Annotated in this window: 27 protein-coding genes; 19 read left to right on the top strand and 8 right to left on the bottom strand. The window is 45.2% G+C overall.

Annotated features, from left to right (window positions below; translation table 11 throughout):
• Positions 1-76 precede the first annotated feature (76 nt).
• On the top strand, positions 77-619 hold the full coding sequence (gene msrB, locus QZY95_RS08465) for a peptide-methionine (R)-S-oxide reductase MsrB (RefSeq protein WP_290922139.1): 543 nt from the start codon (positions 77-79) through the stop codon (positions 617-619).
• A gap of 377 nt (positions 620-996) precedes the next feature.
• Here the strand turns inward: msrB and QZY95_RS08460 are convergent, their stop codons facing one another.
• From QZY95_RS08460 to QZY95_RS08445, 4 genes are all read right to left on the bottom strand, one after another.
• On the bottom strand, positions 997-2,271 hold the full coding sequence (locus QZY95_RS08460) for an outer membrane homotrimeric porin (RefSeq protein WP_290922135.1): 1,275 nt from the start codon (positions 2,269-2,271) through the stop codon (positions 997-999).
• A 709-nt stretch (positions 2,272-2,980) separates the two neighbouring features.
• Positions 2,981-3,562, bottom strand: coding sequence for a class I SAM-dependent methyltransferase (locus QZY95_RS08455; RefSeq protein ID WP_290922132.1), 582 nt, complete (start codon positions 3,560-3,562; stop codon positions 2,981-2,983).
• 98 nt (positions 3,563-3,660) lie between these two features.
• Positions 3,661-4,104, bottom strand: a complete 444-nt coding sequence (locus QZY95_RS08450; protein ID WP_290922129.1) for a hypothetical protein — start codon at positions 4,102-4,104, stop codon at positions 3,661-3,663.
• Between the two features lie 266 nt (positions 4,105-4,370).
• Positions 4,371-4,895 carry a helix-turn-helix domain-containing protein gene (locus QZY95_RS08445; RefSeq protein ID WP_290922126.1) on the bottom strand — a complete coding sequence of 175 codons (525 nt, stop codon included), beginning with the start codon at positions 4,893-4,895 and terminating at the stop codon, positions 4,371-4,373.
• 527 nt (positions 4,896-5,422) lie between these two features.
• Here QZY95_RS08445 and QZY95_RS08440 point away from each other — a divergent pair.
• From QZY95_RS08440 to QZY95_RS08430, 3 genes are all read left to right on the top strand, one after another.
• A complete protein-coding gene (locus QZY95_RS08440; protein ID WP_290922123.1) occupies positions 5,423-5,626 on the top strand; it encodes a hypothetical protein in 204 nt (67 codons plus the stop codon).
• Between the two features lie 140 nt (positions 5,627-5,766).
• Positions 5,767-5,994, top strand: coding sequence for a hypothetical protein (locus QZY95_RS08435; protein WP_290922120.1), 228 nt, complete (start codon positions 5,767-5,769; stop codon positions 5,992-5,994).
• A 383-nt stretch (positions 5,995-6,377) separates the two neighbouring features.
• Complete coding sequence (locus QZY95_RS08430; protein WP_290922117.1) at positions 6,378-7,532, top strand: hypothetical protein; 1,155 nt, start codon at positions 6,378-6,380, stop codon at positions 7,530-7,532.
• Between the two features lie 299 nt (positions 7,533-7,831).
• Here the strand turns inward: QZY95_RS08430 and QZY95_RS08425 are convergent, their stop codons facing one another.
• Entirely contained in the window at positions 7,832-8,101 is a 270-nt protein-coding gene (locus QZY95_RS08425) for a hypothetical protein (RefSeq protein WP_290922112.1), read from the bottom strand.
• Positions 8,102-8,292: 191 nt separating this feature from the next.
• Here QZY95_RS08425 and QZY95_RS08420 point away from each other — a divergent pair, with 191 nt between their 5' ends.
• From QZY95_RS08420 to QZY95_RS08405, 4 genes are all read left to right on the top strand, one after another.
• Positions 8,293-8,757, top strand: a complete 465-nt coding sequence (locus QZY95_RS08420; RefSeq protein WP_290922109.1) for a hypothetical protein — start codon at positions 8,293-8,295, stop codon at positions 8,755-8,757.
• A gap of 498 nt (positions 8,758-9,255) precedes the next feature.
• Positions 9,256-10,272 carry a hypothetical protein gene (locus tag QZY95_RS08415; protein ID WP_290922106.1) on the top strand — a complete coding sequence of 339 codons (1,017 nt, stop codon included), beginning with the start codon at positions 9,256-9,258 and terminating at the stop codon, positions 10,270-10,272.
• A gap of 4 nt (positions 10,273-10,276) precedes the next feature.
• Positions 10,277-10,924: a DUF6475 domain-containing protein gene (locus QZY95_RS08410; protein ID WP_290922103.1), complete on the top strand. Its 648-nt coding sequence runs from the start codon at positions 10,277-10,279 to the stop codon at positions 10,922-10,924.
• Positions 10,917-11,453 carry a hypothetical protein gene (locus QZY95_RS08405; RefSeq protein WP_290922101.1) on the top strand — a complete coding sequence of 179 codons (537 nt, stop codon included), beginning with the start codon at positions 10,917-10,919 and terminating at the stop codon, positions 11,451-11,453. The genes QZY95_RS08410 and QZY95_RS08405 overlap by 8 nt, the downstream gene beginning before the upstream one ends.
• Before the next feature lie 98 nt (positions 11,454-11,551).
• Here QZY95_RS08405 and QZY95_RS08400 read toward each other — a convergent pair whose 3' ends face one another.
• Positions 11,552-11,956 carry a hypothetical protein gene (locus QZY95_RS08400; RefSeq protein ID WP_290922099.1) on the bottom strand — a complete coding sequence of 135 codons (405 nt, stop codon included), beginning with the start codon at positions 11,954-11,956 and terminating at the stop codon, positions 11,552-11,554.
• Between the two features lie 206 nt (positions 11,957-12,162).
• On the opposite strand from QZY95_RS08400, the gene QZY95_RS08395 reads away from it, so the two are divergent.
• Both QZY95_RS08395 and QZY95_RS08390 read left to right on the top strand, forming a co-directional pair.
• Positions 12,163-13,515, top strand: a complete 1,353-nt coding sequence (locus QZY95_RS08395; RefSeq protein WP_290922096.1) for an AAA family ATPase — start codon at positions 12,163-12,165, stop codon at positions 13,513-13,515.
• Positions 13,512-14,156 carry a hypothetical protein gene (locus tag QZY95_RS08390; protein WP_290922093.1) on the top strand — a complete coding sequence of 215 codons (645 nt, stop codon included), beginning with the start codon at positions 13,512-13,514 and terminating at the stop codon, positions 14,154-14,156. Before QZY95_RS08395 ends, QZY95_RS08390 begins: the two co-directional genes overlap by 4 nt.
• Before the next feature lie 71 nt (positions 14,157-14,227).
• On the opposite strand, the gene QZY95_RS08385 is transcribed toward QZY95_RS08390, so the two are convergent.
• A complete protein-coding gene (locus tag QZY95_RS08385) occupies positions 14,228-14,740 on the bottom strand; it encodes a hypothetical protein (protein ID WP_290922090.1) in 513 nt (170 codons plus the stop codon).
• Between the two features lie 351 nt (positions 14,741-15,091).
• Positions 15,092-15,469 (bottom strand): PH domain-containing protein, encoded by a 378-nt coding sequence (locus QZY95_RS08380; RefSeq protein WP_290922088.1) that lies wholly within the window; start codon positions 15,467-15,469, stop codon positions 15,092-15,094.
• Between the two features lie 409 nt (positions 15,470-15,878).
• On the opposite strand from QZY95_RS08380, the gene QZY95_RS08375 reads away from it, so the two are divergent.
• The 9 genes from QZY95_RS08375 (at position 15,879) to QZY95_RS08335 (ending at position 21,842) form a co-directional block, all read left to right on the top strand.
• Positions 15,879-16,088, top strand: coding sequence for a hypothetical protein (locus tag QZY95_RS08375; RefSeq protein WP_290922058.1), 210 nt, complete (start codon positions 15,879-15,881; stop codon positions 16,086-16,088).
• Positions 16,089-16,332: 244 nt separating this feature from the next.
• Positions 16,333-16,755, top strand: a complete 423-nt coding sequence (locus QZY95_RS08370) for a sigma factor-like helix-turn-helix DNA-binding protein (RefSeq protein ID WP_290922054.1) — start codon at positions 16,333-16,335, stop codon at positions 16,753-16,755.
• Between the two features lie 175 nt (positions 16,756-16,930).
• Positions 16,931-17,497, top strand: a complete 567-nt coding sequence (locus tag QZY95_RS08365) for a hypothetical protein (RefSeq protein ID WP_290922052.1) — start codon at positions 16,931-16,933, stop codon at positions 17,495-17,497.
• Positions 17,497-18,177 carry a phage baseplate assembly protein V gene (locus tag QZY95_RS08360; protein WP_290922049.1) on the top strand — a complete coding sequence of 227 codons (681 nt, stop codon included), beginning with the start codon at positions 17,497-17,499 and terminating at the stop codon, positions 18,175-18,177. Before QZY95_RS08365 ends, QZY95_RS08360 begins: the two co-directional genes overlap by 1 nt.
• 203 nt (positions 18,178-18,380) lie before the next feature.
• Positions 18,381-18,755, top strand: coding sequence for a GPW/gp25 family protein (locus QZY95_RS08355; protein WP_290922047.1), 375 nt, complete (start codon positions 18,381-18,383; stop codon positions 18,753-18,755).
• Positions 18,752-19,639, top strand: coding sequence for a baseplate J/gp47 family protein (locus QZY95_RS08350; protein ID WP_290922046.1), 888 nt, complete (start codon positions 18,752-18,754; stop codon positions 19,637-19,639). Before QZY95_RS08355 ends, QZY95_RS08350 begins: the two co-directional genes overlap by 4 nt.
• On the top strand, positions 19,636-20,235 hold the full coding sequence (locus tag QZY95_RS08345; RefSeq protein ID WP_290922041.1) for a phage tail protein I: 600 nt from the start codon (positions 19,636-19,638) through the stop codon (positions 20,233-20,235). The genes QZY95_RS08350 and QZY95_RS08345 overlap by 4 nt, the downstream gene beginning before the upstream one ends.
• A gap of 8 nt (positions 20,236-20,243) precedes the next feature.
• Positions 20,244-21,380 (top strand): phage tail protein, encoded by a 1,137-nt coding sequence (locus QZY95_RS08340; RefSeq protein ID WP_290922037.1) that lies wholly within the window; start codon positions 20,244-20,246, stop codon positions 21,378-21,380.
• Positions 21,381-21,842 (top strand): hypothetical protein, encoded by a 462-nt coding sequence (locus tag QZY95_RS08335; protein ID WP_290922034.1) that lies wholly within the window; start codon positions 21,381-21,383, stop codon positions 21,840-21,842.

Here is a 21,842-nt window from a genome sequence, read left to right as displayed (position 1 = left end):
TAATCAAGAATACGAGTACCGGAACGCATTATTGGTGAAAAGACTATAGTGTTTCGTAACAAGTATTGGAGGAAAAATGAAAAAGAACAGAATGATAACGTGTTTGTTAACTGTATGTACAATGTTTTGTTTTGCTTCCGGTGCTGCTGTGGCAAATGCTGCGCCGTGGGATACATATAAAAAGCCTTCAGATGCAGAGGTGCGGAAGCTGTTAACTCCCTTACAATACAAAGTAACACAGGAAGACGGTACGGAAACACCGTTTAAGAATCCGTACTACAAGTTTTATTCTCGTAATGGTATTTATGTTGATTTGCTTTCAGGAGCACCGCTGTTCAGCACAACAGATCAATATGATTCCGGTTCTGGCTGGCCTGCATTCACAAAGCCTATCGATTCGAAGTACCTGACTCTGCATAAAAAGTTCTCTTTCTTTGGTGAAGCCTACGAGGTGCGGAGCAAAACTTCTGACTCGCATCTTGGTGATCGGTTTACTGACGGCCCGCCGCCAAGTCATCTGCGTTACTGCATTAACTCCGCAGCGCTCCGGTTTATTCCTATGGAAGATATGAAGAAGGATGGCTACGGCGAGTATCTGCACCTGTTTAAAAAGAAATAGCATATAAGAAAGACTCCGAATCCGGAGTCTTTTTTTTGTGTTCTGTTGCCTTCGGCGAGGGGAGCGCTGCCCCTCCACCCCGTGAGCAATTTGTGTAAGAGTTTTTTTGAGTTTTTTGTCTCCGACGGGCAGGGGAAATGATTCCCCCTGCACCCCCCGTTAGGGCTTACGAAAAGTTTTACGAAAAACAGCCGCTGTCCTTCGATGAAGCCAAAACCTACATCAACGACTTTTTTCACTTCGCATATCGCCAGTCGAGAGGGGCTCCCTCTCGCGGGGTGGAGGGGCAGAGCCCTCCTCGCCGAAGGCAAAAAAAAAGGGGGATGCTGTTTCCAGCACCCCCTTTCATTAGGCTTTTAGTTTCTGAGTAGGTTTAATTAGAAGCTGTAAACGGCGAGGATACCAGCTTTGAATACGTTGTCTACGCTTGAGTTAGCGTTTTCGCTGTCGAAGTCAGTGAAAGCGTAAGCGAGGTCTGCAACGAGATCGAGGTTGTCGTACATGCTGTAAGTAGTAACGAAGTCGATTTCAACAGCGCTGTCGTCTTCGCTCCAGTTTTCGATGCTGAGATCGTTGTTGGAGTCGTCGTTAGTACCGCGGATGTAAGCTACGCGAGCAATGTGGGACACTTTGTTGATGAAGGAGATTTCATCAGCTTCGAGTGCGATACCCCATTTGCCAAGTGCGTTACCGAATACTGCGTCAGACATAGGGCCTACTGCACCTTCACCAACGAGAGTGGTTACAGCGTAGTCGCCGCCGTTGTCGAGAACAGTCATACGGCCTTCGCCATCGCTGTCGTTACCGGAACCGTACCAAGCTTTAATTGCAGGTACGCAGTATTCAGTGGTGTAAGCTGCTTTACCTGCAACGAGGAAGCCGCCGTCTTTACCGGAAGATTTACCGTAAACGCCGTCGAAGGAAAGAACGAGGTTTGCGATAGGAGTTGCTTCTACAGCAACACCGTACCACTGTGTGTCACGGTTGAATTTGTCGTTAACACCGTCATTATCTTTATCAGAGAATGTTGTAGCGTTTTCACCGGTTGCAGCCCACATAGCGTATGGGGAAATAGTGATGGTGTCGAAGTTAGCAGCAACTACGAGACCGTAAACGTCAACAGAAGATTCTGGTTTGTCGTAACCGTCTGCGTCATGCTGGTCGTAAGGACGGCCGTAGAATGCAGTGAAGTCGAAGTTGGAGTAAGAGGTAGAAGCAACGATAGCACCGAGGTCGTCGTTGAGTACTACGTTACCAGCGATAGCACCTGGAAGTGCGAAGCCCTGGATACCAGCACGTACTTTAATAGCAGTGTTAGGTACGAGGAAGTCGAGGTAAGCACGACGGGTCTGAATGTTTACACCGTCAGCGCCGAGGTCACCACCGGAGCCGTTACCGATTTTGTTGCCGTTATGGCCCCAAGTGTTGTTAATTTCGAAGAATACGGTACCGGAGAGAGCTTCAGATGCGATGATGTCGATCTGAGTACGGAAACGCTGTTTGAAGTCGGTTTTTTTACCGTCGTTGTCAACGTTAAGGTAGTCGTAGCCTACCCACATGTTACCGGAAGCTTTGATTTCAGCAGCAGAAGCGTTGAGCGCTGCGCCGAATACCATGCACAAAGCAAGTGCAAGAGTAATAATACGTTTCATGATAATTCCTTCTTGAATTCACAAAGACTCTAAACTAAAAGCCGTTCAAAATTTTATACCGAGAGTTTCAAAAAATACTCACCGTACCAAAGCGACATGGGGGCTAATCCTTGTCGTACTCTTTAGAGAGTGAGTTTTTAGAAAATTGCGTTTATATATAGGCTAAAGAAAAAATACTGCATTCAATATATACTGTATTGAGCAAGTATTAATCGATCAACAAAGTTGTATTGCAGTAGTGAAAGAATCACTGTGCAAAACAAAACGCTTTCTCGTTGTTGAAAACTTTTTATAAAACAAGAGATAAATGCACATCCTCTGAAATATGGAATTATCATCTGTTGGAAATTATGCACTTAGGGCAGGTAATAAGGCGTACGCTTCTACGTGAAAATATGTATAGGAATTATGTGCTGTTTTATGCACAATAACGTAGCGTATTTGGCTAACATGTTGAAATATAAAAGGTGTATAGTACCAAAAATCATGTACGCGGCTACAAAAATTCTAGAGACTTGATCTAGGACGAATAGAAATAAATCGTAATAATAGTGGGACTATAGGCGACATGCGTTTCAATATGAAAAAGCCCCTGCAGTGGCGTGCAGGGGCTTTTTTTATGCATGATGAGAGCCGGAATAGCTGGCTCAAATTACCTTATCAGTCTTGTTGGAAATATTGATGGGGGTACTGTTTTCTATGAGGTCTATTAGTCAGGGGCTATCGCAAGTGCTCCGACCCAGTCCTGAGGTGCGCCTTCCGGTGTAGTACTTTTTTGTAATGCTATTGAACGTCGTGCGGTAAATCCTGCTGCTGCAAGATCCTTATCGAGTGCTTCGCATGTTTTGTTTGTAAAGCACCTTCCATGAGCGTCCACGGAATCTTCTTTGCCGTATTTGAATGAGCAATACAGCGTGCCGCAAGGTTTCAGGGATTTTCGAAAGGCTGCCAGCACATCATGAAGTTCTTCATGCGGGACATGCAGCAGTGATGCATTTGCCCAGATGCCATCATAGATAGGGCGTGGAGTGTACTCCTGAAAGCGTAAGCATTTGACATTCAGTCCGGTGAGTTGGCCGGCAAGACGAGCCATTTCGTCAGATCCGTCAAAGGCGTCCACTTTATACCCGTTCTTTAAGAAGTACAGGGCATCTCTACCTGAGCCGCATCCCGCATCCAGAATAAAGCCGTTTTGAGGCAGGGTACGCAAAAATTTTTCGTACTGCTCAGTCATGCTTATCGGCAAAGTCTTTTCAGCATATTCCACGGCATTTTCATTATAGTATTGCATAACACCACTCGCTTGACATGTGTTACAAAAAACTCGTTCTTTTTCTGCCTAACGCATAAAAAAGTGAAAGTATATTGGTTTGTTATTCTGTGTGTCGGTTATGTTTGCGGAACAAGTTTTCCTTCAGTGTTAACCACAACAAAATTACTGCACATGTCTTCGCCTTTTTGGTCGACGGCATCGTTTGTGTTGCGCGTAGAGCATTTAGGGCAGGTTACGGTGTGTTCAATTCTACTTTGTATGCGAATCGGGCTGAAGTGGACTTGCGAATTACATTCTGAACAGGTGAATGTGTACGCCCGTGCATTGTTTACATCCTCAATGGGTTCGCTTCGGATCAGGATGTGTCTGTTTTCAAGGTCGTTCGGAAACTTTCGGCGGTAGCGGTTGCCGACGCTGTTTGCTAGTTCGTCGACGATGCTGTTGCTGTTGAGGGACTCGCAGTGCGGGCAGAGTACGCTGTGCACGGCATAGTTTTCGATATTCTTAGAGGTAAATGAAACGGTAGATTCACAGTTGGAGCAGGGAAATGTCGTCAGCATATGTATTTCTCCGTGTGGTGATTACGTTCACTGTAAAGAGCCAAAGGAAGAAGGCTCAGTTTGATAGTACGTAAAGAGTGCGGTGCTTGTACAGATGAAACTTGCTGTCGATGTTATGAAATTTCTATTGAGATAATAATTCGCTGTTTGTTGTGTTAGTCCAACATTCGGCGTAAAGGACTGTCAAAGGCAGGGTGTGCGAAGTGTGACGTTGGCGGGAATTTGTATGTTGGCAGTAAGTTACTGTGTAGATAAGTACACAATTTTTAGGAGTGAGCTAACCGTGCTGCCTGTTTTAATACAATCCCTGCATTAACTTCTATAGCAGAGCATATGCCGTAGAGTTGTTCTGGAGTGGCTGCATGATCACCTGAAAAAATTGACGTTATTTCATGGGCAGGAATGTTTGAAGCAAGTGAAATTTCCGGTACGGATAGATCACTGTCCTTTGCAAAGTTTTTGAGCAGAGTTCCTACGGTTCTATTGTAGCTTGATACGACAGGAGGAACGGAAGGAGATGTCAGCAGTTTTTCGAATGGAATCTCCAATGCTTTTGCATACCGGAGCATGTCTCCGAATGTAGTCTTTTCCCCGCCGAATTCTTTACTGATCCAACGTGAGACTGTGTCTCTACCGACACCGAAAAGGTTGCCGATTTCCTGCATGGTTTTTCCCTGCGCACGTAGAGTGAGGATCTTGGCCATAATGACGGCCCATGCCTGTGCGTTTTCAGGGTCATATTTTCCTGTGCTTTTTGCAGTTGTTCTTTTTGTATTCTGTTGTCTGAGCATTGGGCTTGACTTTTTTTGTTGTGTTGACGCATCATAAATGCATAAACTGTGTAATAAAGTGTTTGTGCTGTTTTTAAATATTCTTTTTGGTAAAAAAGGTGATATCACACTGTAAAGAGTAGTGTCAAAATGCTTTAATAATCTATTGCTATGTAAAATAAATTAAATAAATAAAAAAACATTGTTGAATTCAATCAAAAAACTTCATTAATTGCATTTATGCAGTTCTTAGTCTTTTAAAATCAAAAAATTACTTTAAAGTTTCATTTATTATTTTGCAATTGACATGCTGTGAAGGTGTTATGATCAATGCTTTCAAAAAAGCAATAAATATTTTTTATTAATTATATATGAATAGGGTAAGTGTAGAGTTATCATTTTGTAATTCAAATATATTTAGAGAGAAGAATTGTACTAAGGTTACTTTACATTACATGGTATGATTTTGTGGCATTATGTAATGTATGATGCAAAAAGCTTTGTGTGTACGCATGAAGTAAGAGTTTATATACTATAGGAGAGTAAGGATGTTGTTATGTCCTGTTTGCGGAGCAAAAACGCATGTTCCGCGCTCAAATGTTTCTGATGATAATTGTATTGTCAGGCAGCGTGTCTGCAAACAATGCGGGCATAAAGAAGTTTCGGTTGAGGTGTACCTTTCTTCTATGCGTAAAGGGTTTAATTTTCTTGCTCAGAAGCAGGAAGGTGATCCTCACGGTATTCAAAGATAGTTATCTTTTATGCGGATACAGTTGTATACACATGGCAATACCTATAGTGATGTGATAGCTAGTGCTCATCGATAGTTGTTTGCTTATATTGAAACTACGCCTTTGATATAAGTTGTTCTATTTTTAGTAAAGGAATTATAATGAGCGCACAAGAAACTATTAATGTTATTGCCGCCGGGTTGGGACTTGGTATTAAGGCATACGAAAGCGCACGCCGCATTGAAGAGGCTGGCTACACTGTACCTAATCTGCACGAATTCGAAGCCCGCATAATAGAGCTGCAACGATTGCCCCGAAAGACTGTTTTTTCATCTGGGAATGGAGGTGCTCCTGCTTCTGACCAGCTTGATTATACTGGCCATGCATAATTTATCAAAAGAGCTGTTGTGGAACGGCTCTTTTTTTTGTCCTACTATTTCTGTTTGTTCATTCCATTTATAAACCAAAGTGAAGGTGCGTTTCGTGTGACAGATATAGTATATCCCATGGCTGTATCTAGTTTTTTCTTGACTTGCTGTGGATATTCTTGTTGTTGGGTGTGTACTATTTTTTGTGCGGGGACAAAAGGTAGCATCGTTATGTGTAGTTATTTTGCGAAATGTAACAATAATTACACACAATGCTCAGGGGGGATGCTTTTACATCGTTATAGAATGATAAAAAAAGGTGTTCAATAGTGCATTTTACTTTGACTACTGTATTGAAAAAAACTCCTATTTGCGTGGCAATGCTACTGATAGCAGCATCATATGTGCATGCAAGTGACACTCTACAAGAAGAGTGTGGTCTTTCTGAACGGTTTGTTTCTTCACTGCAAAAACAGCATGCAGGCGACTTGGCACGCCTTGCCCGTCTGCGTAGTAAAGTTGCCAATTTAGGTATTCAGCGTTTTCCGGGGGCAATTCATTCTTTAAAAGATTTTGCGATTAAGTTGCCTCTTGGCAGTACAGTGATCCCGTTTGCAAACACAGCCGCAGGAATAACCTTTGACGGACTCAACGCAAACTGTGGTGCGATGGGCGTTTCCCTATACGATATTGATTATGGCGAAGCTGTGGTAGCAGTTGTGCCTGAAGAGAAGGAAGCTGTTCAATGGGAGCGCTTTCTTGTTTCAACAGTTCGTTCACCGGAAGATATTCTTTTTCGAGAGCCGGACGGTGTTATTTATTACGATCATAAACGTAATGAGCTTGTGGCTGTTTACCATCAGTATCAGGCCTTTTCCGGTTTGCATATTGTAGGGCGCGCCTCTGTTTCAGGTATTCCGTGTGCTACGAAGCAACGGCCAGAGAGTTTTGTTCCGCCTGTTAAAGCGTGTAATTGTGATATGAAAAATCACAGCCATGCTTCTGTAAAATCGGAAACAGAGATTGGTTCCGGTCTTTCTGTCGAATCCGATATGCCTAAGAATTCTGTACACCTGATCGCATCGGCAGGGACCGCTTCTGCAAACGCCCATAGCAGATGCGTTCAGCCCCGAAGTGGAGGACTGGCAGAGATCATCAGGCTGTATTCAATGTTACGGACGCTTAATCCTGCACATCGCGATCCTTCAAACACCTATACGAAGGCATACAGCATTAACAGTTATGGTGTGAAAGATGCCTACATCGTCTGGAATAAGCAAAAAGAAGGCGGAGTCTTGTTAGGTGACGGTACCGTTGTTGTGCCGCCAAGATATTGCAGCCTTTATGTAGACACCTTCGGATACGTGGTTACAGATGATCATGGTGTAGGGGTGCTGGATTTTGCTGGTAAAACTATTCTGCCATGCAAGTACACCTTGTTTACCCTTAAAGATAACGGGTTGCTAAAAGTAGGGCAGCAAGCTGCGTCCAGTTCGTCTATTCAGTACGGTCTTTATGATTTACAAAAACGAGAATGGGTAGAACCCATAAAGATGTAAAAAAAGGGAGCTTCGGCTCCCTTTTTTTATTGTTAGCACAAGGTTGCCTTCGGCGAGGGGGGCGCTGCCCCTCCACCCCGCGAGAGGGAGCCCCTCTCGACTGGCGATATGTGATGAGTGTTGTAGGCTTTGATGCGGTGTCCGGCTTTGTCGAAGTGGAGTCGTCTATTTTTCGTGAAACCTTTCGTAAGCCCTAATGGGGGGTGCAGGGGGAATCATTTCCCCTGCCCGTCGGAGACAAGAATCGTAAAAAAGACTTGTTACAAAAGTGAGCCCCCAATCGGGGGCTCAGAACAACGCTAAGGTTTGAGAGGTAGCTCTTCGATCTGAACTTGGTTAGGATCGAATTTCTGTGAACCTTGCGGTTGGAAAGCATAGATTTTGTACGGCTTTGCGGGGCTATCCGGTGAAGTTACTGTTCCATTGCAGTAGAAGCAGTAATTTGTACCGTTTACAAGCTGTGTTGCCACAGAGAGTGGCTGATATTGAACGCCAACTCCCAGCACTTGCTGGAGCTTAGAGCACTCACCATTTGTACATGGTCTAAATTGTGTCCATTGGCCTGTCATAGTGTATCTCCTATTGTTGAAAGTTCAATAGTCACATTTAGTCTTTAATGAGACGCTGTATTATATATAGACTCATATATTCGTAAGTGAATGATAACTTGCAGTGCTAGTGCGTGTTGTTTGCTATTTTATTGAAGTTATTTACTGTTGTTGCTTAAATTTATTATTTCTCTTTTATGCAGGAGCGTTACATGTACTGGATTATCGCGGTAGTTGTGGTTGTTGCGTTAGTTTTCAACAGTTGGTGGCGTAGGAGCATTGCTCGTAACTACAGAGAATTGATTGCTGAGATAACAGAAAAGCGTGCGGGGCAAGTGCAGGATGTGACGGTTGCTCCCCGTAAGCGGAAAAAGTATCCGAATGCTCGTGATAGAGAGGCGCAGGAGACGGTTTTGTGGGAAACGGACGAAGGATTCCCTATGGATTTTTCCTATACAAAGAAGCGTGAGAAGCCGGAGGCTGTTAAGTTTACGCTGAAATCTGTTGTTCAGGATGCCAGTGGAAATGTGTACCTGCAGGGAACTGGAAGGAAAGAGAAAGAAGAACGGGCAATTGACGTTACTACGGTTGCATCGAACGTAACGTTGCCTATGTATAAAGTATTACCGCTTACAGAAGTTTTGGAAACAGTCTGCGGTGTTCGTTTACACTTTTAAGATGAATTGTTAGCCGGTTAGCGTGCTGGTTGTTTGTAAGAGAAAATCCGCTTCTACATGTGTAGAAGCGGATTTTTTTTATGCACGCAAGAACAGAGCACCGTGTCCGCAATTGAGCAGAGGAGACGGTGCTTATTCACAAAAAAATAGTCGGGATGTGAGACCCCGTTACTGAATGTACTGAGACGTACTTAAAAGAAAGAGAAAGGTTACAAACAGAGTAAATGACAATACATAGTTGCTGAGCAGTAATAAAAATCTATTTAGCATGTTCACCTCGCGTGAGACCTTAATGATTCATGGGCAAAAGTTCAATATTAGATTGAGAAGAAACAAAATTTCCTTTGCTGGGTGCGTGGGGCTGTCCATTTACGACGTGGGAAGGGTCATGCAATGGTTCCAGCGGTACGTAGCACGCCTTACTGAAAGGCTATCGATGAGGTATTCTTGCTGCTTAGATGAAACTTTTTGTAGCTAAGTAGCGAGGATGTGCTGCGTATGGGAAAGAAACGATATCGCAAGATTTCTGTATGCATTTGGAACGACGCAAAGTTTTTAGCTCTGTCACATCAGGCAAAACTGGTGCTGTTTTTTATGCTTACGCATCAGGATTTGACCCAGCTGGGGGCGTTGCGTGCCACGGTTCCCGGTCTGGCCTGTGAACTTGGAATGGAGCTGGAAGCGTTCACGAAAGCCTTTGAGGAGGTGTTGCGGCAAGGCATTGTTGAATATGACCGGAAGTTGCTGTTCTGGTTCCCGAATTTTTTAAAGCATAACCTTCCGGAAAGCCCCAATGTCGTAAAAAGCTGGCATTACGGCTATTGCCAGTTGCCGGAAAGTCCGTTGCGAACCGTTATTTTGCTGGGAGTAAAGGAGTTGGTGGCAACCATGACAAGGGGATTTCAGGAAGCCTTCACCGTCACCTTTGCTGAAGAGCTTGCGGCTGCTTTGCCTAATCAGAAAACAGGAAACAGAGAGCAGGGAACAGAAGAAGAAATGGAGAGCGGAACTGCAAAGGCAGATGACGGGTGTCGGGATTTAGAACATGTGCAGTGTTATCAGGAAGGCATCCCTGTGGCAGGGATGCCGGCACATTCTTCCTTGCCCGCCGACGATAAAAATACAGTAAAAAATACTCAGAGGCGCACCCCGTGTCCGTATGCTCAAATCCAACAGGCATATAATCGTATTTGCACGAAGCTCCCTAAATGCAGGGAGGTGACGGCACAGCGGAAAGTTCGACTAAAATCTTTATGGAACTCTGGTTTAGACCGCAAAAATCTGGCATGGTGGGAAAACTATTTTTCTCTGGTTCACCAAAGCACGTTTTTAGCGGGTGAGAATGACAGGGGATGGACAGCGAATTTTGACTGGATTGTTCTTCCTGCAAACATGGTGAAGATTGAAGAAGGGCTTTATCTGCCGAAGCCGGAACTGGCGAAAAAGGTATCGGCTTCAGCAGGAATTAGCGCATCGAACCGCGCTGTATACGACGCAATGATGCAGCGGGGGTAAGTGTATGGATTGGAATTGTATTGAAGAACGTGACGAGTTTTTGAAACGTTTTTTGGGGCTGTGCCAGCTGTTTAACGTTGCTGCGGAAGAGCTTACAACTAAAATCTATTTTCGAGCGCTGAGAAAGTACACGCTAGCCGAGGTTGTACAAGGTTTTGATGATGCAATCAGGCGGTGTCGCTTTTTTCCTAAGCCTGTTGAACTGGATGAATTGATAGGGGGCAGCCCTGACGATGTAGGGGAAGTGGAAGCATCGAAGGTGCTGGAAGCAGTGAAAAAAGTGGGGGCGTGGAAGTCTGTTGTGTTTGATGATGCTGTTACAGCAGCGGTTGTAGAACATGGCTTCGGCGGCTGGGTAAAATTGTGCAGCAATGTGTCTGCTGACGACGAAATGTGGTTTAGAAAAGATTTTTGCAGAATGTATGGAAGCTTTTCGCGTCGGGGGGTGTCCTATGCAGGGACACTGGCGGGGCGCGCAGCCATTGCTAATGAGGCGCATTTTCATAGCCACGAAGAAGGGGTGGCGCTTGTTGGAAATGCTGCACAGGCAAAGGCATTGCTTGCGGCAGGCAACGCAGAGCAGAAGAAACCGATTGTTACGCTGGCAGCTTGTGTCGGCGGGAAACTTGCTGTGGAGGCACACAATGGCTAGTACCTATATTCCTCAACATTTTAGTATCGACGAGCTGTTGCCGCCGCCTGCTTTACTTCCTGCACCGTTTGTTTCTGCCTATCATTCGGATAAAAACGCGCTGTTTCGACTGTTTGATTATCGTGTTCTTGTGACACTGGATAGAATGCGTGAACGTTACGGCTCCTGCGTTATCAATAATTGGCATCGTTTTACTGAGGCAGAATGGAAAGAGGGCGCAGCACACATGTTTCGTTTTTCCGGATGGCGGCCTGTTGATTGCTGTGAAGGCGCTGCGTTGTCGGAACACAAGTTGTTTCGTGCTATGGACTGCAAGTTCAGTAAAACAACGCCGGATGAAATTTGGGATGAAATGCTTGAAAATGCCAATGCGCCTCAGTTTGAGTATATGCAGCGTATTGAAGCATTCGGCGGTATGTCATGGTTCCATTTTGATATCGGGCAGCATGCGCGGTACGGGAAATCCATCTATGTCATAAGCAATCGCGGAGATCGAGCCGGATTGCCGCGTCAGATTGAACGAATATAATTTTGAATACAATATCACTGTAGGCGGATGTTCTGCCCGGTGAGATAACGACAGAAAAAGCCCCCGTTACAGTATGTTTCGGGGGCTTTGGTTAGTTGTTACACTATTTTTTCTTCAAGAATGGTGAAGCACAGCGTTGCCTCGGGGCGTGTGAATGTTTTTGTGCAGCTCAGCCCCAGCTTTGTTACCGGCGGTACTCTGAGCAGCACTTCGCGCGTTGTTCTTTGGTCGTTGATGCATACGTGAACGCGCAGGGTTACTTCGAACGTTGCCTCGTGATCCGGATTAAGAAGATAGGCGATCCTGCCTGTTTTGTGTGCGCCGCATTGTCCTTCATAGCGCAGGAAGCATAGATGAGCGCACAGTCGTTCTTCTTGCGGCAGCTCTTTGAATTTCTTGGTACGTTCGGCACACAGGGCGTAATCCACCTCTGTAAGCCGTATGTGACTTCCGAAATCTTGAGCTATCAGGTCAAAAACTTCTTGTGGAGTAAGGTTTTCCATATGATTTCCTGCATGAGTGCCTAAGGTTGCATAAAATTACTGTGTGTCTTGTTATCGTAGCCCAGAAAAGGTGTTGGCGGTATTGTTTTGTGCAGGAACCTGTTGTTCCGTGACTGGAGAAAAATGATGAACTGGACTATAGTAGTCATAACAAACTGGTTTATAAGCGCGATCTGCGCCGGATATACTTTTTTACGGAGACAGTAATGATCAAAACTCTTGAGTTGAACAACGTCGGGCCTTCTGAGCATCTGGAAATAGAGTTCGGAGACAGGCTCACCGTTTTTACGGGCGACAATGGCTTGGGAAAGAGTTTTGTTCTGGATGTGGCATGGTGGATGCTCACCAAAGAATGGGCGGGCGAAATGGCTATGCCGGAGTCTCTTATTACTGCTTCCTACAACAACATTGATCAGCCTGAACCTGCAATTTTGGGACAGTTTGATTCCATCAACAAAGATGCTGTGATCCAGCAGTACGTTTTTCAGCGCCTCGGGCAGGTGTGGAGCTGTAACTCGAACAAAGATACCCCGATTATTGAAGGCAATTCTCCGAGCAGTGCTATTGTATTGTACATGAAGTATGACGGCACAGTTGCCATGTATGATCCGGTAAAGGCACAGGCGGATGAATTTGCCAGAGCCTTGGTGCAGGAGCGTTCGCGTCATTATGAGAATGTAAGTATCTCGTTTACGCAGCAGACAACCAGAATCTATTCACAGGCAGAGCTTTGGAACGGCGTGCAGAAGCGCCGTCGGCAGGAATTTAACGGACTGATTGCCGACTGGGGGGACTGGCAGCGTGAAGGCAGCTTTGCATATGAATGTTTAAAGAACGGTGTGCGTCATCTTTCTCCAAAGGGTGAGCCGTTCTCTATCGGCAGTCTGCGTAGAGTAAAGGCTGATGACAGCCGTAAATTCCCGACCATAAAATCTGAGTTCGGCAAAGAAACTCCGTTGATCTATGCTTCTGCCGGAATCCGTAAAATTTTATCGCTGTTGTATGCCATGACATGGGCATGGAATGAGCACATTGAGTTGTGTCAAAAGTACAAAATGACTCCGGCTACAAAGATTGTGCTCATGGTGGATGAGGTGGAATCTCACCTGCACCCGCAATGGCAGCGGAGTATTTTGAAGTCGCTTGAGTCTGTTATGGGGGATTTGCTTACGGACTATGACGTGTCTACACAGCTTATCTGTACGACTCATTCCCCGCTTGTTCTTGCGTCGCTTGATCCGTTGTTTGATGAAGCACAGGATGCTTTGTACTCTTTCGATATGAACAAGGAAAAGTGTGAGATAGAGCTGAAAAAAGAAGAATGGGTACGCCGTGGATCATCCGCAGCTTGGTTGACCAGCCCTGTATTCGGGTTGGAGACCGATTCTTCGGAACAGCGGGAAGAAGCTATTAAAGAAGCACGGCTTGCAGTGCGCAACAGGGTGAGTGAGGAAGAGGCGCGTAAGGTGCATAAAAAGCTGGTTGCTGCCTTGCATCAGGCAGATCCGTTCTGGTCGTTTTGGCTGACCCGTGCTGAGAAACGAGGCTGGAATTTATGATTCCAGTGACTCTTGCTCCGGAACCGGCCAACTTTGATAAACGGGTTCGGCAACCGGGGAGACGGTTTTTAGAACGGCACCGCGTAAAACAGGGCGATCCTCCTCCTGCAAATTTTTCGTGGCGACGGTACTGGAGCAGGGCTATTCCTATGCTGCATGCCAGTTATCACGATATCTGCGCGTATCTTGCTGTTTATTTAAATCCTGATGTTGACGGTTCCGGAAACCGTGAAGGCAGTGTGGAGCATTTTGTCCCGAAGGCGCAGGATGCATGGCTTGCCTATGAGTGGGATAATTATCTGCTTGCCGACAGGCGGGTTAATTCCACACGCGGACAGGAAAAATTGACCTGCCCTTATGATCTGGACTTTTATCCTTTTGAACTGATGCTGGATACCGGCATGATTGCGGTTTCTGAAGATCTGACTTTTGAGCAGGAAGATGAAGCGTACGAAATTTTGGATGCATTGAGTCTGGATAAAGAAATTTATGACATTGAACGGGCGGAGTATTACGCGCGTTACAGTGACCGCAGTCGGGAAGATGCTTTGACGAATGCAGAGATCGCTCGCTATGCCCCGTTCATCTGGTACGAGATTCAGCGGCAGGGGCTTGTTATCGATGAAGAGCAGAGTGGGTAACCGACTGTTTAATAGAAAATGATGATATAAAGAAAGCGCTCTGTTGCCAGAGCGCTTTTACAATGGAGCCTCTACATTACAGGCACAAGTTTGCTTCGTTGTTCCATCGGGATGGATTCAATGTTTACAAAGCTTACTTGTTGCTCTTTTTTGTTTCCTTCAACTTGTTTCACTACTGTTGCGTACGTATCGTTGTATGCTTTAGGTAGTTTCCACATGGCTCCGGTAAGCGGGTCGACTATAAGCACACCGATCAACCCGCCGGCTAAAAAGAAGGCGTTACCAAAGTACCAGCTGTCTATGCTGGCCGTGAGCATGGTTTCTTTTACCTTTCCGTCGGCGTAGGTCCATTTTACTCTGTATTTTGCTTTTGAGAAGTAACCGTTGTCTGCTTTTAATGTAACGGTGGTAGGTGGAATACCCTGATAAACAACTTTGCCATCTGCATCAGTGATGACAAAGCTGACGTTGTTTGTTGTGCTGGTGAAATTGACTGGGTATTCGCTTTCGCTGACAATAGATGCACAACCTGTAAGTGCGACAATAAGAAGTGCTGTGATGCACAAACGAGCATAGGAAAACATTTTTCCTCCTGTAATCCTTCATCATAATGCGTAGTGTGTCTGAAAATATGCACAATATCATAAGCAATAGAGGGGGTATTGCATCATGAATAGGTATGTTGTGCAGTGTCTATTCCGTGTCTGTGTTGATGAAGAATAATAACCATATGTCTGGTTAAGGAGACGTAAACAGTTTTAGAAAAAGTAAATGTATTTTCGATGTGTTATGCAGTGTTTTGTGTGAACGTTGTTCATTGTGTTAAAATATTACAATAAAACTTTAGAGTGTGTTGTAACGGCTAAAGTGTAAATACAACAAAAGCCCCGCAGTTGAAAAATTCCAACTGCGGGGCTTTTGTTTGCATTGTATGGCTATGACAGTATTTTTCGTGCAAGAGTCTTTTGGATTCCCACAATATCGCAGCCTTTTGCGAGTTCTTTTTTAATAGGCTCTTTGCGGCCGGAAACCCAAAGGCTGAGCTCAGAATCCATATCGAAATGTCCCGCTGTTTCAACTGAGAATGTGCTGATGGATTTGTACGGGATGGTCAGGTAGCTGACTTTTTTACCAGTCATCCCCTGTTTATCTATAAGAATGAGGCGGGCGTTTGTGAAAACGTACATGTCGCGCACTACTTTAAAAGCGCGTTCAATGACTTCGCCGTCAAACATAATAGGTTCAATTTTTTTAGTAATTTTGTGTGCTTCTACTTCAGAGGCGTTGCCGAGGATGGCGTCAAAGAGTCCCATGGTTTTCTCCTGAATGTCTATTCAATAGCGAGGACGGGTTATAGGATAAAAAGTATTTTGTGTGAATAGTCAAATTGGAGAAAAGTAGTGTTTTCTTATTGATAGCAGAATCGAGCCTAGCGCTGGGCTTTTGATTGTATCAAACAGGCAAGATGATTTTTGAAGATGCAGTGTACTTGTTGCTTAGTTATTCAGCAAAATAACAAAGAAGAGTGAAGCTATTTTTTTGCTGTATCGATTGCGCAGAATATTGTGTTGAGTATGTACAAAGTGAACGTTCCATATCATGTGTGTGTATTTGAAATCAGGATTTTGTTACTTGTAAACGTATAGCCGAGTTGATGCGGCTTAGCGACGGCACAGCGCATTTTTCGCGTGTGCCTGATTAAACAAGTAAAGGGGTAAGTCTATGAACGTACATGCAGAGGAAACAATCAAACTTATTTCTGTCGGGCTTCGTCTCGGCATGAAAGCATACGAGTCCGCAGTGCGGCTTACTGCTGCCGGATACGTGGTTCCCGGGTTTGATGATTTCCAGCGGCAGACTGCGAACATCAGTGATGATGTTGTTCGCAGAGAACGAAAGAAATCCGTACATCAGGTTGTAGGGCACGCATAGTTTTGATGGTGCACGGACAGGATGGTTACTGACTGTGCATTGTAGCTATGTGTGTATGTTCTGATTCACCGGTGGGCGTGGAATCCGGTGGATGCGGTTGATCAATCGAAAGCGGTACGTGTTTGAAAGGGGCGCTTTTCAAAAAACAGTATCGGGCGTGACGGTTGATTGATAGTGCAGGAACACAGCAGCCCTGTGTTCCTGTCGTCGCAGAAATGGTTGATGAACGTAAGTAGAGGTACGTATGCAGATTCAAAATGATGCGCTGCCACCGACAGCACAGGAAATTGCAGAAGTTATCGGTGTAGAAAAGACGTTGGAACTAGTGAAAGGGAAACGGGAAACGGGATGCCGGAGTCTCTATGTTCCAAGGCCGGATAATATGCACTCTTCGCATTGGTTGGTAAAAACCATTGGTGAGCAGGCTGCGTATAAGCTTGCCCGTGAGTATGCAGGAGAGCCGTTGACGATTCCACGGTGCTCAAGCCTAATTAAACTGGAGCGTAATAAGAAGATTATTGCAATGCGCCAGAAGGGGCTTCGGTATCAAGATATTGCGGAGGCTCTTGGAATGACTGTTTCTGCAGTAAAGATGGTATACAGCCGTTGGATGCATTCTCAGCGTGCTGTTATGTCTGATGGATATTATACCTCAGGTAATGCATAAGAATTGATTGTATAAAATGTGTAGGAGGTCACAAACTGCATTGGATGTGTTTTGCATTGCTATGTAGTTACTGCCTATACACAGGTGATGAAAGGCTATGGACATGCTTTGTGTGTCTGTAGCCTTTTTTATTAACGACTGCTTGTGCTGAGGTAACAGAAGTATGGAAAAAGATATGATGACTCAAGATGTACAGAGTCAAAGCAGTGGGCAGACAGTGTCTGTTTCAGATGTGCATGCGCATGTGCTTACAGCTGTGAAAGAAGCGTTTCCTGAATTGGTAACGGTTGAAGATTACACAGAGCTTCCAGACAGCGGCGATTTTCCGTGTCCGGTTCCGGCTTTTTTGCTGACTATGCCGTCGTTCGCACATAGTGCTGATACTGGTGCGGAGCGTCTTCTTGTAACGTTAGATTTTGAGGCGCGGGTGTTTGGTGGTTCTACAGGCGAAGGGAAAGAGCGAGCCATTCGTGATCTTGTCGCAAAGCTTGCGTTATTTATTGATGGCAACAGGTTTGGTCTTTCAATGCAGGGGGCACGGTTTGTAAAAGCATGCGTTGATACCGCGTTCCCTAAGTTCGCGTCATTATCTCCCTGGTTGCTGACATTTCAGGTTTCTATCTGCATTAGATCAGATGGCGAAGAGTTTGTTACGCCGGATACGGTGTTTCTTTCTATGGCGCCGGAGATCGGTTTGAAGCATCTGGATAAGTACACAAAAGTGTACCCTGTGGAGGAATAATGAGTTTTCAGATTGCAGAGATGAACAGGCAGCTGAATTGCCTTGCCCGTGTCGGAACGGTTCATTCTGTTGACTACACCACGAACACTGCTCGGGTTGAGTTCGGCTCAGTTGTTACTGATTATTTGCCGTGGCTTACAACACGGGCAGCGGGAAACCGTACCTATGATTCTTTGGAAGTGGGGGAGCAGGTTTTTGTGATCACTCCTCCGGGGCAGATCTGCGGTATTATCGTTGGGGTGCTGAATCAGGCTAAGTATCCGGCACCGGAGCATAGTCCGAATGTTCAGAAGACTGTTTATAAAGATGGTTCTTTTGTACAGTACGACAGGGCGGCGCATGTGTTAACTGCTGACATCAAAGGAGATGTCTCTGTGATTGCGGCAGGTGATATTCAAGCAGAAGCCGGAAAAAATATTTCTGCCTCTGCGGGGAGTGCCGTGGAGGTGACCGCAGGGTCATCAGTAACAATTACAGCAGGTACTATTGTTCTGAACGGACAAACGACAATTAACGGTACCTTGTCTCAAGGTGGCGGCAGTAATGGGGGCAACGCCCGCTTTAATGGTTCATTGCACGCAACTGATTCAATTACGACGGATAATGATGTCGTGGCTCGAGTTTCTTTAAACAGTCATGCTCATTCTTGTAGGGAAGGAGGGACTGGCTCACCAAGTTAAGAGTAGTGATGTTCATATATAGATAAAATTTGTATGTAGCATTTAGTAATATAGCAATGTGGCGAAGTATTTTGGCGCTGTTAAGTTGATGTAACTTTTCAGCGTCGTTCTTTTTTTGATTTAAAATTGTAGTCAGAAGTGTTTCATATTTATTCAAAGTGAAAATAGAAAATTAAAAAAATATGTAAACGTCACAAACTGCATTGGAATTACAATTTGAATATCGCTATTTTGCACTCATGAACGGTATTAATAAAAAAAACGGAGAGCGACTCTCCGGCATAGCGCATCTTCGACAGTCAATTGTCGATATTCTGTCAACTCGAATCGGAACCCGTGTTTTGAATCGGGAATACGGTTCCAAGTTGCCGTCTTTAATTGATGCGCCGGTTAATGCTGAAACTTCTCTTGAATTTTACGCGGCAACGGCTGAAGCGCTTAGTCGCTGGGAGCCGCGTTTCAAACTGACAAGCGTGCGTATTGCTTCTGCAACGAACGGGGTTTTGTCTCTGGATCTGGAAGGCGAATACCTGCCGGATGGCAAAAAGATCACGCTTGAGGGAGTAGAAGTACAATGAGTGCATTTAATGCGATCAACCTTTCACGTCTCGCGCCTCCAGAGATCATTGAGTCTCTGAGCGTTGAGCAAATTCTTAAAGAGCTTATTGCGTATCATGAAGAGCTGGACCCGAATTTTACGGCTCCATTAGCTTCTGATCCTGTTTACAAGATCTTTGAAGCAAATGCGTACAGGGAACTCTTGTTGCGTCAGCGGATTAATGAGGCAGCTCAGGCCGTGCTGGTTGCATATGCTACCGGTACAGATCTTGATCACCTGGCAGCGTCAATTCCATTGGAACGTAAATTATTAGATGCAGGTGATCCGGATGCATATCCACCTAGGCCGCCTGCATACGAATCAGATGATGAGTATCGAAAACGTATTGTTATGGCACCAGAAGGGTTCAGCACTGCAGGTCCTGAAGGAGCGTACATCTTTCACGCGTTATCCGTTGTAGGAGTTAAGGATGCACATCCTCACTCTCCGGCACCAGTGGAAGTAGAGCTGTATATCCTTGGAAAGGAAGGTAACGGCACTCCCAATCAAGCGCTTTTGGATGCAGTTTCCAAAGTTTTTTCTAAGGAAGTTCGACCTTTTACGGATCAACTGAAAGTGCTTCCCGCTAATGTTCGGGAATATGAAGTTAACGCTGCGCTGACCATTCTTCCGGGGCCGTCCGCAGAAAAGGTGCTCGCTGAAGCGCGTAAAAATTTGGAACGATACGTTGAAGAGAGCCATTGTCTTGGTACGTGCATTGCAAAATCAGGTATTGACGCGGCGTTGCATATTGCTGGTGTTTCCCGCGTAGAGATTTCCTCTCCTGCCGCGGACATTATGACACAGGGGAATGAGGCCGCATATTGCACAAAGATTACTTTGGAGGCTGGAGGTAAGAAATGAGTCTACTTCCCTCCAATGCAACAAGGTATGAGCGGGCGTTAGAAAAGACCTGTGCTCGTTCGTTTTCATTGCCTGTTCTTGTCAATGCGCTTCGTCATTCACAGACATGTCCAGTGCAGGTGCTTCCGTGGCTTGCCTATGAGTGGTCTGTTGATGAATGGAACGAAGAGTGGAGTGAAGAGCAAAAGCGGCAGGTAACGGCACGGGCTATTGCTGTTCATAAGAAAAAGGGCACTCGAGGGGCAGTAGAGGATGCCATTAATGCTCTTGGTTACAATATTAATACTATTGAATGGTGGGAGCAGACACCAAACGCAGTTGCAGGGACCTATGAGTTAGAAATTACTGCTGATGGTCGCGGTGTTTCTGAAGAGGTGGTGAATAGTCTGCTCAACGTTGTCGAGAGAACTAAGAACACACGTTCTCATATGTCGAAGTTGAGCGTGACAGGTGCTGTTTCTGGCGAATGGTATGCAGGTGCATGCGTAATGACCGGTGAAATGGTGGCGATTGAACCGTTGATGCCGGAAGCTGTGGAAACCAGTGGCTGCTACAACATGAATTGTGGGTACACAATTTATGAAACTGTTGGGTAGGAGATTGAATGTCACAAAAATATTATCCAAAGCTTACTCATGTAGGCTTAGCAAAACTTACCAATGCTGTTTTGCTGAATAAGCAAGTTTCATTGACGCACATGGCAGTTGGTGATGGTAGCGGGTCGAGTATCAACCTTGATGCAAAGCAACTTGAGCATGAAGTGTATCGTGCTCAGATTAACGAGATTCGTTTGGATGAGAGTTCTGAAAACACTGTGTTGGCTGTTCTCGTCATTCCAGTTCAGATTGGTGGTTTTCATATTACGGAACTAGGTCTTTTTGATTCTGATGGTGATTTGATTGCAGTGGGACTGTTTCCCGCTACCTATAAACCGGCGTTGGATGAAGGGACAGGACGCGAGATTCGAGTGCAGATGAAACTGCAACTACAGAATCCTGATGCTGTGACCTTGTCTGTTGATCCGTCTGCGGTGATGGCGACACGTTCGTTTGTAGGAGCGGAGATTCATCGTCATGAAGCAGAAAAACATCCTGTTAAATGGGGAGAGGTTATTGAAAAACCAAACCTCTTTCCGCCAACAGCGCATGATCATAATGAGTTGTATTATACTCAGGCGGAGGTGCAGGCGTTACTTGTTTCTAAACCAATGTTGCCGGCAGGGCATATCTATGGTGTGCCGTTTCCCCCGAATGAATTGCCCGAACATCATTATGTAGCGAATGGTGAAGGACTGTTGAAGACCTCTCAAGCCGGTAAAACCCTTCTTTCAATGAGCGCAGCATACAAAGCTGCACATAGAGTGACAGAGAACGCAACGCATGTATTTCTGCCGAATTTGTTTGATGAAAATGGTGACGGCTATTTCTCTCGCTTTGTTAACGGCGTAACGAGAAAGGTCGGCAGTGTTCAAGGAGATGCTGCGCCAAATATTGTGGGGTCTGTGCAACCAAATGCAATACGAACAAACTCTAATTCAGTTTCATATAGTGGGGCATTGGCATCTACAAGTATGTATAAACTAGATCAATATGGAGGTGGGCATTACTCGCTTAATGGTGGCACTCTTTCTATTGATGCCTCTCGCTCTTCTCCTGTTTACGGTAGAGAGTCTGCAAGAGAAATTCGACCAAAGAACTATGGCTTTACCCCGGCAATTTATCTTCCGCCGATGGAGGCGTAAATGCAGAATCATTATTTTAACAAGCAAGGCTACTACACGTATTCCGGCTATGCCAATCCTCAGAATGCTCGACCGTTAACAGCAACGCGAAAGGCACCTGATTTCCGTGAAGGATTGCATCCTAAATGGAACGGGACTGTGTGGGAAAATGTTCAGGATATGCGCGGCACTAAATACTACATGCCTGATGGTTCGGAGCATGAAATTACAGAAGTTGAAGGAGTACTGCCGGAGGGGGCGAGTTTTGAAAAGCCGGAACTGGCGTTACCGACTTCTGAGGAGCTTGTTTTAGAGAGTATTGATGCTGTTCAGCAGAAGATTGCAGCTAATGACCTTGCTTCTGTTGGGCTGTTACGAGCAAAAGTAGCTGGTACTGCAACAAAGGAAGAAGAGGAAGAGCTCATTGCGCTGGATCAGCGAGCCAAAAAACTAAAGGCAGAACTTGCAGCGTTAACTGACTAG

It is taken from the genome of Halodesulfovibrio sp., from assembly GCF_015482765.1.
Taxonomy (GTDB): Bacteria; Desulfobacterota; Desulfovibrionia; order Desulfovibrionales; family Desulfovibrionaceae; genus Halodesulfovibrio.
This window is presented reverse-complemented; position numbering and strand designations above follow the sequence as displayed.